General features: G+C 68.8%; 8 protein-coding genes and 1 pseudogene. 7 read left to right on the top strand and 2 right to left on the bottom strand.

Annotated features, from left to right (window positions below; translation table 11 throughout):
• Positions 1-152: 152 nt before the first annotated feature.
• The 7 genes and pseudogenes from LRH25_RS33285 to LRH25_RS11415 form a co-directional block, all read left to right on the top strand.
• Positions 153-1,283: pseudogene (locus LRH25_RS33285) on the top strand (PAS domain S-box protein); the annotation flags it as partial.
• A 51-nt stretch (positions 1,284-1,334) separates the two neighbouring features.
• Positions 1,335-1,775 carry a sensor histidine kinase gene (locus LRH25_RS33345; RefSeq protein ID WP_425551798.1) on the top strand — a complete coding sequence of 147 codons (441 nt, stop codon included), beginning with the start codon at positions 1,335-1,337 and terminating at the stop codon, positions 1,773-1,775.
• The gene (locus tag LRH25_RS11435) at positions 1,768-2,196 is read left to right on the top strand and encodes a response regulator (RefSeq protein WP_231011179.1); all 429 of its coding nucleotides are present in this window, start codon (positions 1,768-1,770) and stop codon (positions 2,194-2,196) included. The genes LRH25_RS33345 and LRH25_RS11435 overlap by 8 nt, the downstream gene beginning before the upstream one ends.
• A gap of 8 nt (positions 2,197-2,204) precedes the next feature.
• Positions 2,205-5,537 carry a response regulator gene (locus LRH25_RS11430; protein ID WP_170200970.1) on the top strand — a complete coding sequence of 1,111 codons (3,333 nt, stop codon included), beginning with the start codon at positions 2,205-2,207 and terminating at the stop codon, positions 5,535-5,537.
• 316 nt (positions 5,538-5,853) lie between these two features.
• On the top strand, positions 5,854-6,594 hold the full coding sequence (locus LRH25_RS11425; RefSeq protein WP_141289367.1) for a 2OG-Fe dioxygenase family protein: 741 nt from the start codon (positions 5,854-5,856) through the stop codon (positions 6,592-6,594).
• A 63-nt stretch (positions 6,595-6,657) separates the two neighbouring features.
• Positions 6,658-8,205: a S10 family peptidase gene (locus tag LRH25_RS11420; RefSeq protein ID WP_231011178.1), complete on the top strand. Its 1,548-nt coding sequence runs from the start codon at positions 6,658-6,660 to the stop codon at positions 8,203-8,205.
• 91 nt (positions 8,206-8,296) lie between these two features.
• Positions 8,297-10,042 (top strand): diguanylate cyclase domain-containing protein, encoded by a 1,746-nt coding sequence (locus LRH25_RS11415; protein ID WP_141289840.1) that lies wholly within the window; start codon positions 8,297-8,299, stop codon positions 10,040-10,042.
• Positions 10,043-10,044: 2 nt separating this feature from the next.
• Here LRH25_RS11415 and LRH25_RS11410 read toward each other — a convergent pair whose 3' ends face one another.
• Positions 10,045-11,829 carry an ABC transporter ATP-binding protein gene (locus tag LRH25_RS11410; RefSeq protein ID WP_375140606.1) on the bottom strand — a complete coding sequence of 595 codons (1,785 nt, stop codon included), beginning with the start codon at positions 11,827-11,829 and terminating at the stop codon, positions 10,045-10,047.
• Positions 11,830-11,836: 7 nt separating this feature from the next.
• Positions 11,837-13,591 carry an ABC transporter ATP-binding protein gene (locus LRH25_RS11405; protein ID WP_231011177.1) on the bottom strand — a complete coding sequence of 585 codons (1,755 nt, stop codon included), beginning with the start codon at positions 13,589-13,591 and terminating at the stop codon, positions 11,837-11,839.
• Positions 13,592-13,734 lie beyond the last annotated feature (143 nt).

Genomic DNA, 13,734 nt, shown 5'->3' with positions numbered 1-13,734 from the left:
GCATGGCACGCGGCTGATCGCGGGATCAGCGTATAACGGGTTTCAGTGCACACCGCATCTTCGGTCGCGCGATCCGCGAAAGGTACTGCTGTTCTACAAAGTGGCCTCTGACTACGCACCTTTCCGATCCTGTCGTTCCTGACTCCGCGCCAGTGGCTGAGTACATCACCGAGGTGCGCCGGCAGGCGGCCTTGCTCAAGACGGGCACGCTGCAGAACGCCATCTTCAACAGCGCCAACTTTTCGAGCATCGCCACCGATGCGAAGGGCGTCATCCAGATCTTCAACGTCGGCGCGGCCAAGATGCTGGGCTACGCGGCCATCGACGTGGTCAACAAGATCACGCCGGCCGACCTTTCAGATCCGCAGGAGCTGATTGCACGCGCTGCGGCGCTGAGCGTCGAACTCCAGATCCCGATTGCCCCCGGCTTCGAAGCCTTGGTGTTCAAGGCCTCACGTGGGATCGAAGACATCTACGAACTGACCTACATCCGCAAGGATGGCACCCGCTTGCCGGCGGTGGTGTCAGTGACGGCGCTGCGCGACGCTGGAGAAAGCGTCATCGGCTACCTGCTGATCGGCACCGACAACACCGCGCGTAAACAGGCAGAAGAGGCGCTGGCCAAAGCCGGCGCGCTGCAGGGCGCGATATTCAACAGTGCGATGTTCTCCAGCATCGCCACGGATGCCAAGGGCGTCATCCAGATCTTCAACGTCGGTGCCGAACGCATGCTCGGCTATGCCGCGGCAGAGGTCGTGAACAGGATCACGCCGGCCGACATCTCCGACCCGCAGGAGCTGATCGCCCGTGCCCAGGTCCTGAGTGCCGAGTTCTCCAGGACCATTTCCCCCGGGTTCGAAGCCCTGGTGTTCAAGGCCTCGCGCGGCATTGAAGACATCTATGAACTGACCAAGATCCGCAAGGACGGTAGCCGCTTTCCGGCGGTTGTTTCGGTGACCGCGCTGCGCGATGCCCAGGAAACCATCATTGGCTATCTCCTGATCGGCACCGACAACACGGTTCGCAAACGCCTGGCCGATGAAGTCGAGCAGCACCGCCGGCACCTGGAGCTCGAGTCGCGCCGTACCAACGCCGATCTGCAGGAGTTCACCTACGTTGCTTCGCACGACCTGCGCTCGCCGCTGCGCGGCATCGCCGATCTGATGGAATGGATCGCGGCCGACCTGGGCCCGGAACCGCCAGCCGAGGTCAAGCGCAACCTGGACCGCGTGAGCCAACGCATCGTGCGCATGGAGCGCTTGATCGACGACCTGCTGAGCTATGCGCGAGCCGGGCGCGCCGCCACTGAGTACGCTGTCGTCGACCTTGGCGCGATGGTCCGCGGCATTCTGGAGATGCAGCCGGCACCGCCGGGGTTCGTGGTTGAACTGGGGCTCGATATCGAGCCGTTCGAGACCATCGCCGCACCGCTGGAGACAGTGCTGCGCAACCTGATCGGCAACGCCATCAAGCACCATGATCGCATCGAAGGGCGTCTGCGTGTTGAGGCGCGGCACGACCGCAGCGACTGTGAAATCAGCGTCATCGACGATGGTCCGGGCGTGCCACTGCAGGCCCGCGAGCGCATCTTCAAATTGTTCCAGACCCTGACCTCGACCGAGCGTGGCAACTCGGGCATCGGCCTGGCGCTGAGCAAGCGCCTGATCGAGGTGCATGGCGGCCGCATCGAGCTGGTCTCGCCAGTCGAGTCCGGACGTGGCGCCTGCTTCCGCTTCTGGTGGCCCAGGCGGGCGCGCAAGGCTGGCAATGACTGAAGCCCTGGACCTTGCGATCCTGCTGGTGGAGGATGACGACGTCGCCGCCGAAGCGGTGATGCGCGGCCTCAAGCGCTGCGGCGTCAGCGTGCCGGTGGCATGGGCGGAGGATGGTGAAGCGGCGCTGCGCGTGCTGCGCGGCACCGACCCGCTGCGGCACGCGCCGCGGCCGCGTGTCGTGCTGCTGGACCTGAACATGCCGCGCATGGACGGCTTCGAGTTCCTGCAGCAGCTGCGTGCGGACCCGGCGCTCTGCGACGAGGTGGTGTTCGTGCTCACCACTTCCGATGCCGACGCGGACCGCGTGCGGGCCTATCACGAGAATGTCGCGGGCTACATGGTCAAGGCCTTGGTCGGGCCGCAGTTTGCGAAATTGGCGCAGCTGCTGGTGTCGTACCGGCTTGCCGTGCGCTTGCCATGAGGGCGGCAATGAGCGCTGCCATGGTTGCCGCCGGCACGGTCGGCACGACGGCCCAACGCCTGGCCATCCACCTGCTTGTAGTTGACGATGACGACGTTGACCGCGAGCGTGTGCTGCGCCTGCTGACGCGGGCGGACTGGGACGTGCATTCGATGCAGGCAGCCAATGGCGCCGATGCGTTGCGCCTGGTGCGCGAGCATGAATTCGACTGCGTGATGCTGGACAACCAGCTTGGCGCGGCCACCGGCGCGGAACTGCTGCCGGCACTGCACCGCGAGGCGTTGCGCGACTGCCCGATCATCATGATCACCGGCGCGGGCAACGAGGGATTGGCGGTGCAGGCGCTTCGCGATGGCGCGGCCGACTATCTGCCCAAGTTCCAGCTCAGCACCGACATCCTGACACGTGCCATCCAACGGGCACTCGAGCACCAGCAGATGCGCCGGGAGATCGATTCCCTGAAGCTGAAGCTGCAACGGCGTGTCGAAGAGCAGGCGGCGCAGATCGTCGTGAGCAGGCGCGATCTGCGTGCCATTCTCGATCACACACCGAGTGTCGTCGGCTACTGGGACAGCAAGTTGCGCAACCGCTTCGGCAACCGGGCCCATCGCAGCTGGCTCGGGGTCAACGCGCGAACCTTGCCCGGCAGGCATTTGCGCGACGTGATCGGGCCGCTGCACTTCGCGCGTTACGAGGGCCAGATCAATGCCGTTCTGAAGGGACAGCCGCAAGCCTTCGGGCACGATTTCGTCGCCACCGTCGGCGGCGCCACGCGCCATGCGCTGTTCAACCTGCGCCCCGATGCCGACGACGAGGGCGTGGTGCGGGGCTTCTACGCCACGGCGACCGATGTCACCGCGATCCGGCAGGCCCAGTCGCGGGCCGAGGAGCTGGCGCGGTTCGCCGAGGCGATCATCGACACCGACCCGGTCGGCTGCGGCGTTTACCGCGCTGACGGCCACTGCGTGATGTCGAACCGCGCGCTCGACTGCGCACTCGGCACCGACGCCGAGCGGCTTGGCAGGCTGGGGCTCTGGGACTGGCTGGCGCAGCACGCCCCGTCGCTGGTCGAACCCGCCCGGGCCACGCTGGAGGACGGCCAGCAGCGCCGCTGCGATGTCGAGTTGATCGGCGGGGCGGGTGCAATGCCGCGCCTGGACTGCAGGCTGGCGCGCATCCTGCGCGAGGGGCAAGCCCACCTGCTGCTCTTTGCCAACGACGTCACCGAGCAGCGCAAGGTCCTGGATGCGCTGGTGTTGGCGCGCGACTCGGCCGAGGTCGCCATGCGCGCCAAGAGCGCATTCCTGGCCAACATGAGCCACGAGATACGCACGCCGATGAACGCCATTGTCGGCTTGAGCCGCCTGGCGCTGGAAGACGAGCTGCCGGCCGGTGCGCGCGACGACCTCGACAAGGTCCACACCGCGGCAGTCGCGCTGATGGGATTGCTCGACGATGTGCTCGACCATTCGAAGATCGAGGCCGGTCACTTGCGCTTCGAGCAGGCGGGCTTCAACCTGGAGCAGGTATTGCAGCGCACGGTCGATGTCTTCGCCGCCCGTGTCGGCCAGAAGGGCCTGGAGCTCGTCGTCGACCTGCCGCCCGAACTACCGCTGCAACTGGTGGGGGATGCGCTGCGCCTGTCGCAGGTGCTGAACAACCTCGTGGGCAATGCCGTGAAGTTCACCGAGCATGGCCACGTCCATGTCGAGGTGCGGGAACTGCCGGCGGCCGACGCCCAGCACTGCCTGTTGCGCTTTGCGGTGAGCGACAGTGGCATCGGCATTGATGTCGCGCACCATGCCGGCCTGTTCAATGCATTCACGCAAGCCGACAGTTCGATCACCCGCCGTTTCGGCGGCACCGGCCTCGGGCTGACGATCTGCCGCCGCCTGGTCGGGATGATGGGCGGCGAGATCGGGATGAACAGTGTTCTCGGGCGTGGCAGCGAATTCTGGTTCACGGCGGCCCTGCTGCGCGACACATCGCAGACGGCCGCCGTTCCAACGCAGGTCGGCCTGGAGGGCCTGCGCGTGCTGCTGGTCGACGAGTCCTGCGCGGCGGCGCGGGGAGTGCAGGTTCAGTTGCAGGCCTGGAAAGTGAGGGTGACCTGCTCCCGTGAGGCGTGCGGCACGGTCGCGCAGGTGGAGCAGGCCCGGGGCACGGGCGACCCGTTCAACGTGGTACTGCTCGACGGGCAGATGCTCGCCGCGGACGAGCATCGCACGCTGCTGCGCGAACTGAGGCAAGCGGGCGATGGCACGGAGCGCCCGGTTGTGGTGGTGATGTTCTCGTCGGCCCACACCGCGGCCAGCGATACAGCCACTGACTTTCCGGCAGATGTGGTGCTGGTCAAGCCGATGCTGGCCACGCCCTTGCTCGCAGCCATGCAGAAAGCCGCCGCGCTGGCGGGCCTGCGTGGCCCTGCGGCAAGCGCGGGGGAGCGGATCCTGGAGTTGCCGTCCCCGACATCGCAGGCCGAATGGTTGCTGCGCCGCGCGGCACCGCTGGCTGGGGCCCGCGTGCTGCTGGTGGAGGACAACATGGTCAATCAGATCGTGGCGCGGCGGATCCTCGAGCGCATGGGCCTGGAGGTGCGTGTCGCGGACGACGGCGTGCAGGCGCTTGCGGCACTGGAGGATCCGGCAGGGCAGCCCTTCGATGCGGTGCTCATGGACCTGCACATGCCCGTCATGGACGGGCTCGAGGCGACCCGGCGCATACGCGGGCGTGCCGCCTGGGCGGCGCTGCCGGTGATCGCCATGACGGCTGCCGCGCTCGCGGAGGACCGTGCGCTGTGCTTCGAGGCTGGGATGGTCGACCATGTGGCCAAGCCGCTGGTTCCAGAGGGTCTGCTCGACACCTTGTTGAGGTGGATCCCGCACGAGGCACCTGTCCGCCAAACGAGCACGCAGGCCACCATGGGCGCGCCAGCCGAAGCACCGGCTGGCGGATGCGATCCGCAGATCCCAGGGCTGGACTACGCCGCGCTGCGGAGTCGCGTGCTCGGCGATGACATGTTGGCCTGGCGACTGCTGACCAAGTTCGAGGCGCTGGAGCGGGACGCGGGAGCACGCCTGATGGCGCTGCTGGCGCAGGCCGATCTTGGCGCGCTGCAGCGCAGCGCGCACACGCTGCGCGAAGCTTCGGCCTCCTTGGGCCTGGATGGCGTGGCGCAGGCCTGTACTGCGCTGGAGAGCGCGTTGCGCACCGCCGCGCCGATCGACGCGCCCACATCGCAACTGGCCACGGTTCTGGATGCCGTCCTGGACCGCATGCGTGTGGTCATGGCCAGGCGAGGCGCCCCGCCAGGGTCCCAGAGGGCCTTGGTTCAAGTCTGACCCCGCCGGGTCATTCCTGCCTGCGTCTGCTCAGGGTTCGAGCGGTTCAGCTGGGCCGAACATCGCGTCCAGCGCTAGGCCTTCGGCACCGGTTACCGCGCCGCGAAAACACAGCCCGCCGCGGTGCGCCACCAGAGATGGAGATCCCGATCGAGGCGCAGACGGACCGGTCCCGGGCTGCGGGGCGCATGAGGGGTGGCTGCTGTGAGAAAAGTCACAGTCTGCCGGTGCACATTCACGCCGGCCCGGCTGCCGGGCTGAGGGCGGGCCGTTCCTGAGCAAAGCGCTTGCGCGCAGCGGTGACAATCCGCGCATCATGATGCTCGCTCCTCCCGTCACCCCGCTGGCCGAGATCGACGCCACGCTGGCCCGCCAGGGCTTTGCCGTGCTGGACGCCGATGGCCTGTTCGGCCTGCTGCACTGCACCGCCAACGACCTCGCACCCTGGCTGTCCCACTGGGACCGGCTGCCGGCAGACGCCTACCTGCGCGACGGTGGCCGCTACCGCCGCCGCCGCCATGCCTGCTTCATCGTCGAAGGAGAGCAGGTCACGCTGGTGCCGCAGCGGCCACACTGGCAGCCAGTCGAGTACAACGCGCTGCACGGCGGCATCGAGCGCCATTTCGAGCCGATCGAAGCTGGCCTGGTGACTGACCCGCTGTGGCAGCGCTGGCTTGCGGCCCTTGCCGCGCGCGCCTCGGCGCTGAAGGGCGAGCGCAGCTGGTACGTCGAGGCGCACCCGTTCCGCATCGACACCACCGACGGCATTGGCCGGCCGACGCCCGAAGGCGCCCACCGCGACGGCGTGGACCTGGTCAGCGTGACGCTGGTTTCGCGTGAAGGCATCAAGGGTGCAGAGACGCGTGTCTTCGCCGCCCAGGGCCGCGAGGGCCAGCGCTTCACGCTGGACCAGCGCTGGAGCACGCTGCTGCTGGACGACGAGCGCGTGATCCATGAATCCACGCCCATCCAGCCGCTGGTGCCCGGGGCCGAAGGCCACCGCGACACCCTTGTGCTGACCTTCCGCGCCGGCGGCTTCCAGGGGCCGTCGCCGTGAGCGGCGGCGGCCGTTTTCTCACCGCCACCAGATGCCTTGCGTGCTTCGCCGCGCCAACATTGCATGACCACGACGCCTACTCCCCCACCGGTTCCCACGCCCGCCGAAGCCGAGGCGGTGCGCCGCCAGCGCGAGGCGGTGCAACAAGCCCTGGCCAGTGCGCCGCTGCGCGCCCAGGGTGAGCTGCAGCTGCCCGGCCAGCGCCTGCGCTACCGGGTCGACGCCGGCTTCGTGCCGGCGTTTTCTCATGTGCCCGGCCAATCGCCCGAGCCCGAGGCGGCCATCTTCACCACCGCCTACCAGCTCGAAGCGCCGGAAGGCAGTGAGCCGGCCGCTGCTGCTGTGCAGCGGCCGATCTGCTTTGCCTTCAACGGCGGTCCGGGCGCCTCGTCGGCCTTCCTGCACATCGGCCTGATGGGCCCGAAGCGGGTCACCATCCTCGACAACGGCCAGATGCCGCCGCCGCCCTACGTGGTGCAGGACAACCCGCTGAGCTGGCTGGCCCAGTTCGACCTGGTGTTCGTGGACCCGCCGCACACCGGCAGCTCACTGTCGGCCGGCGACGAGGTGCGCAAGAAGCACTTCTCGGTCGACGGCGACATCGCGGTGCTTTCCGACGCCGTGTGTGAATGGCTCACGCGGCACCGCCGCTGGGGCTCGCCGGTGCTGCTGTGCGGCGAGAGCTACGGCACGACGCGTTGCGCGGCGATGACCGAAACCCTGGCCGATGCCGGCGTGCCGCTGGCCGGCCTGATCCTGGTCTCGACCGCGATGGATTTCCAGGCGCTGGAATTCAGCCCGCGCAACGACCTGCCATACGCGCTGTTCCTGCCGGCCTTCGCGGCCGTGGCCCAGTACCACGGCACGCTCAAGGGCGAGGCCGGTGCCTCGCCCGAGGCGGCGCTGGCGGCAGCCAACGACTTCGTGCACCGCGAATACCTCAGCGCCCTGCACCGCGGCGGCGCGCTGGAGCCGCGGGCGCGCAGCCGCGTGGCCCGCCGCGTTGGCGAGCTCACGGGGCTGGCGCCAGCGCTGGTGGAGCAGCACCACCTGCGCATCAGCGACTCGACCTTCTTCGTCGAGGCACTGCGCTCGCGCGGCCGCACCGTTGGCCGCATGGACGCGCGTGTCACCGGCCCGATGGGCCTGGCCCAACCGCAAGGCATGGAATTCGACCCCGGGTTGGACCCGCTGTGGGGCCCGTTCGCGATGGCCGCGCAGCACTACTTCGGCCAGCTCGGCATGGACAGCAGCCGGCGCTACCACCTGTTCGGCCCCGAGGTCATCAAGGAGTGGAATTTCCTGCGCGGCAGCGCCAAAGGCAACCAGTACGCCTGCACCTCGGTGGAGCTGGCGCGGGTCATGCGCCGGCTGCCGCATCTGCGCGTGCTGGTGGCCAGCGGCATCTACGACCTGGCCACCCCCGTCAGCGCCACCGACTGGTCGCTGGACCAGCTGGACCTGCCCGAGGCCGTGCGCGCCAACCTGCTGCACAAGCGCTATGCCGGTGGCCACATGATGTATTCCCGCGAATCCGAGCTGCAGCAACTGCAGCGTGACCTTGTGGACTGGCTGGCCGCGCTGCCGCAGCGCCAGGCCGCCACCGCCTGAGCCCTGCACAACAAGAACCGGCGCGACGACGACGGTTCATGGCTGCCGCCGCGCCACGGGTGCCGCGTGACAGTCCTGGAGAGAGACAAACATGCCCGTGTTCCGTTGGCTGAGCCTGCGCCAGCTGTTGACCTTGCCCTACGTGGTGCTGGTGCTGCTGCTCACGCTGGTGCTGGGCACCTTGTCCTACCGCGCCGGCCGCATCGCGGTCGACAGCCTGTCCGACCAGTTGCTCACCGAGACCGTGGGCCGCATTTCGCAGGCGGTGGAACTGCACGTGCTGGGCTCCGGCGCGGTGCTGGAAACCGCCTTCCCGCGCGGCATGAGCGCGCCGCCGCGGGTGGCTGACGGGCTGGACGCGTTGCGCACCCGCTTCTGGCTGGCCACATCGGTGCACCCGGAGTTGAACAACTACGTCTACTACGGCGACGAACAAGGCCACTTCTTCGGCCTGCTGCGCGAAGGCGGCGAACAGGCCCAGCTGCGGCTGCGCCTGAAGGGCGAGGGCCCGCGCAGCCTGTACGAGTTCAAGGGCATCCATGGCGCGCTGGGCCCCGCCAAGCCCGAGGAGCGCATCTTCGAGCCGCGCCAGCGCCCCTGGTACCAGGCCGGGCATGACGCGCCCACGGAAACCTGGACCTCGATCTACATCGACTTCCGCACCCGCGAGCTGATCTCCACCCGCGCGCGCCGCGTGCTCGCCGAAGACGGCCACGCCCAAGGCGTGGTCGCCACCGACGTGACGTTGCGCCACCTCAGCGCCTTCGTGCACTCGCTGCCGCTCAGCCCACACGGCATTGCGTTCGTGACCGAGCCCAACGGCAACCTGATCGCCACCTCGCGCGGCGACTATCTGCGCAATGGCGCCGATGGCCAGCCCGTTCGCCTGAATGCCGCAGACAGCAGCGACGGCCTGCTCAAGGCCAGCCACGCCGCCGTGCAGGCGCTGCTGCAAAGCCCGGAAGACGCGGGGGCCACGCGGGCGATGCGCATCGACGGGCCGGACGGCGACTCGGTGCAACTGGCGCATGCGCGCATCCGCGACGCGGCGGGGCTGGACTGGCTGATCGTCGTTGCCGTGCCGCGTAGCGACTTCCTGCAGCGCGTCAGCGACAACGCAATGCAAAGCCTGTTGCTGGGCCTGCTGGCTGCGGTGGCCGTGGTGGCCATCGGCCTGCTGAGCCTGGAAGTGCTGTCACGCGACCTGAAGCAGATCGCCACTGCCGCCCGCCAGGTCGGCGAAGGCCGCTTCGACCCGACGCTGGACGTGCAGCGGCAGGACGAGATCGGCGACCTGGCGCGCAGCTTCAGCGCGATGACCCAGCGACTGGCGACCGACCGGCTCACCGGCCTGGCCAGCCGCGAGGCCATGCTGCGTCGAATCGAAGACCGCCTGGCCCACCACCGCCGCTCCGGCGACCACCAGCCCTTCGCGCTGCTGTTCCTCGACGTCAACGGCTTCAAGGCCATCAACGACAACCACGGCCACGCGGTGGGCGACAAGGTGCTGGTCGAACTCGGCGAACGCATGCGCGGCGCACTGCGCGAGGAAGACAGCGTGGCCCGCCTGGCCGGCGATGAATTCCTGGTGCTGCTGGAGCTCAATGAACCCGGCGAAGGCACAGACCCCGAAGCCGCTCTCGCGCCGGTGCTTGCGAAGCTGAAAGCCGCCTTCGCCAAACCGCTGGACAGCCTCGCCGGCCTGCCCGCGACGGAAGATGAGGGCCTGGAGGTGGCGATTGGCGTGGCCCTCTACCCGGAGCATGGCGATGACGTCACCACGCTGCTGGCCCAGGCAGATGCCGACATGTACCGCCGCAAGCCGAGGCGGCGGTGATGTCAGGTTTCTGACGCCAACTGCTGCAACTCCACCAGCCGCCGGTAGAGCCCGCCCTCGATCTGCATGAGCGCATCGTGCGGTCCCAGTTCGGCCACATGGCCGTGGCTCAGCACCAGGATGCGGTCGGCGTCGCGGATGGTGGAGAGGCGGTGGGCGATGGAGATGATGGTGAGCTTGCCGTGCAGCTTGGCGAGGGCTTGCTGCACGACCTGTTCGGTGCCGGTGTCGATGTGCGAGGTGGCTTCGTCCAGCAGCAGGATCTTGGGCTGTCCGGCCAGCGCGCGGGCAATCGCCAGCAGCTGTTTCTCGCCAACGGCCAGGCGCGCGCCGCCTTCGCCGAGCGGTGTGTCGTAGCCGTTCTCCAGCCGTCCGATGAAGCCTGCGGCGCCGGCGGATTCGGCGGCGGTGTGGATCTGCGCTTCGCTCAAGTCGCGGCCCATCGCGATGTTTTCGCGCACGCTGGCGGCGAGCAGGAATGGCTCCTGCGGCACCAGGCCGACGGCGTCGCGGAAGGCGGCTTCGTCCAGCTCGGCAATGGGCTGGCCGTCGACCAGCAACTGGCCGCTGTTCTCGGCAATTGGGTAGAAGCGCAGCAAAAGGGACAGCAGGCTGGTCTTGCCGCTGCCGGTGGGGCCGACGATGCCGAGGAACTCGCCGGGCTTCACATCCAGGTTCACGTCCCGCAGCACCGGCACGCCGTTCTTGTAGGCGAAGTTCAGGTTTTGCAGCGTGACGGCACCGGCCATGACGCGGCCCTTGGCCTGCGGCCGCGGCGCCTCGGCTTCGTCCAGCAGCGTGTTGACCCGCGCCGCTGCCACGACGGCCTGCTGCAGCTGCGAGAACTGCATGGTCAGCTGGATCAGCGGCTCGACCACGCGGCCGATGTAGCTGACAAACGCGTACAGCACGCCGACCTCGACCGCGCTCAACTGGCCGCCGCTCTCGCGCATCCCGAAGACCGCGATGACAACCGCGAGCATCGCCACGTTCAGCAGGTCCAGCGCCGGCCGCAGCAGCCATGCATTGGCCCGAAGCTCGACCTGGCGCGAAGCGTAGTGCGCCTCGTTGACGCTGGCGTAGCGCTTGCCGTAGGTGGCCGCGGCGCCGGTGGCCTGCAGCACGGCCATGCCGGCGATGGACTCCGCCGTCTGCGCATTCAGCGTGCTGCGCAGCTCGCGCGTACGGCCCACGGCCGGTGCCGAGAGGCGTTGGTAGAGGAACACGATGCCGAACACGGCAGGCACCAGCGCCGCGACGATCAGCATCAGCCGCCAGTCCAGGAAGGTCATGGTGACCAGCAAGGTGGTCAGCATGATGAGCGAGTCCAGCATCACGAACAGCACCTGCACATAGAGCTGCTTGACGGCCTCGGTGTCGTTGGTCACGCGGCTGACGAGCTGGCCGGTGATGGCGCTGTCGAAGAAGCTCATCGGCAGCCGCAGCACATGGCCGTAGACCGACTCGCGGATGCGCCGCACCGACTGCATGGCCACCGATGCCAGCCGGCACAGCTGGTGGTAGCGCAGCAGGCTGGCCGTGCAACCGGCAATCAGCGCGCCGGCCAGCAGGCCGAGCATGGCGCCCACCTGCGGGTTGTGCGGCAGCAGGTAGCGGTCGATGAAGGCCTTGCCCATGACCGGGCCGAGTGCGTCCAGCCCGGCGGCCAGCACCAGCCAGAACAGGCCCACCCGCACGGTGGCGACGTCCGGCTGCACGGCACGCCACAGCAGCGCAGCGGCGCGTTTCACCGGCACGCCCTGGGGCTTCTTGTGCGCGTCGTCCACAGGCGCCTCAGTCGTCGTGCTCAAACGAAGTCTCCAGTTGCTGCACCCGCCATTGATGCGCGTACCAGCTGGCGTCCACGCCGCGGGCCAGCAGTTGTTCGTGGCTGCCGAGTTCGGTCAACCGGCCTTGCTTGAGCACGGCGATCTGGTCTGCGTCCGCCAGGGCCGAAAGCCGGTGGCTGACGACGATGACCGTGCGGCCGCGGCGCTGCTCGCGCAGGTGCTGCAGGATGCGGTGCTCGGTCTCGGTGTCCACGGCGGAGAGCGCATCGTCCAGCAGCAGCAGCGGGGCGTCGGCCAGCAGCGCGCGGGCAATCGCCACGCGTTGGCGCTGGCCGCCGGAAAGCGTCACGCCGCGCTCGCCCACGGGCGTGTCGTAGCCCTGCGGCAGGCGCACGATATCGTCGTGCACCGCCGCCAGTTTGGCTGCGGCTTCGATGGCTTCGCGCGTGGCTTCGGGCCGCGAGAGCGCAATGTTCTCGGCCACGCTGGCGGAGAACAGGATGGGCTCCTGCGGCACCCAGGCAATGCCGGCGCGCAGCGCGTCCAGTGTGTAGTCGGCCAGCGTCACGCCGCCCCAGCGCAGGCTGCCGGCCTGCGGCATCCACTGGCGTAGCAGCAGCTTGATCAGCGTGCTTTTGCCCGAGCCGGTCGGCCCCACCAGGCCCAGCGTGCTCCCGGTCGTGATGCGCAGGTTCAGCGCGTCCAGCGCCGGGGCCGGCGCGCCTGGGTAGGCAAAGCGCAGCTGTTCGATCGCGATCTCGCCGGCCTGCACCGGGCTGATGCTGCCGTCGTCGTCGATGGCCAGTGGTTCGTCCAGCACCTTGGACAGCCGCACCCAGGCCGCCTTGCCGCGCTCCCAGAGCGACAGCACCCAGCCGGCGGCGAACATCGGCCAGATCAACTGCGTGAGGTACAGCCCGAAGCTGGTCAACTGGCCAATGCTGAGTTCTTCATGCCACACCAACCAGCCGCCCAGGCCCAGCGAAAACGCGCTCGCGCAGGCCAGCGCCATGCCGACGGCGGGCTCGTAGCGCGCCTCCCAGCGCTGGGCCTGGAAGCCGGTCTCGGCGGCATGGCTGGCCAGCTCGGCAAACCGCGCGCTGCTGCGCGCCTCCAGCCCCAGCGCACGCAGCGTGCGCACGCCGGAAATGGTTTCCTGCACGTGGTCGTTCAGACCGCCAAAGGCGTCCAGCGCCTGGCGCGAGCGCTCGTGCACGGCGCGCGAGATCCACCAGAAGGCCCAGGCCATGAACGGGAAGGGCAGCAGCGCCACCGCGGCCAGCCGCCAGTCCACACCCACGGCCATGGTGCCGACGACCAGCACCAGCGTCAGCGTGCCGTCGAAGCCGGCCAGCAGCGCTTCGCCGCAAGCCATTTCCACGGCGTCCACGTCATTGGTGGCCAGCGCCATCAGGTCGCCGGTGCGGCGGGTCTGGAAAAAGCGCGGGCCCTGGTCGGCCAGCCTGCCGTACAGCTGCGCGCGCAGTTCCACGCCCATGCGGTAGGCGGCGGCATAGAGGCGCATTCGCCAGCCCACGCGCAGGAAGTAGATCGCCACGCCGGCCGCGAGCAGCCAGCCCAGCTCGCGCCACAGCGCCGGGCCCGCCAGTTGATGTGACACCAGTGCGTCCACCAGGTGGCCGATCTGCCGCGGCAGCCAGACCGTCAACAAGGCAATGCCGGCCAGCATCACGCCGGCCAGGCCGTAGGCCGCGGCATGGCGGCGCACGAAGTTCAGGATCAGGCGGGCAAGGGTCATCGTTGCTTGGCTGGGCCGGCGCTGCGGCGTGTGGCCGCGAGCCGGTGGCCGGCACGCCAGGGCAGGTGGCCCGAGCGGCGGTGTGGGTTGGCAGGGCCGCCGATTCTAGGGGGCCGACCCTGCCTGTTCGTCCTCTGGACGAG

Source organism: Ideonella azotifigens (assembly GCF_021043325.1).
In the GTDB taxonomy this organism is placed as follows: domain Bacteria; phylum Pseudomonadota; class Gammaproteobacteria; order Burkholderiales; family Burkholderiaceae_C; genus Ideonella; species Ideonella azotifigens.
This window is presented reverse-complemented; position numbering and strand designations above follow the sequence as displayed.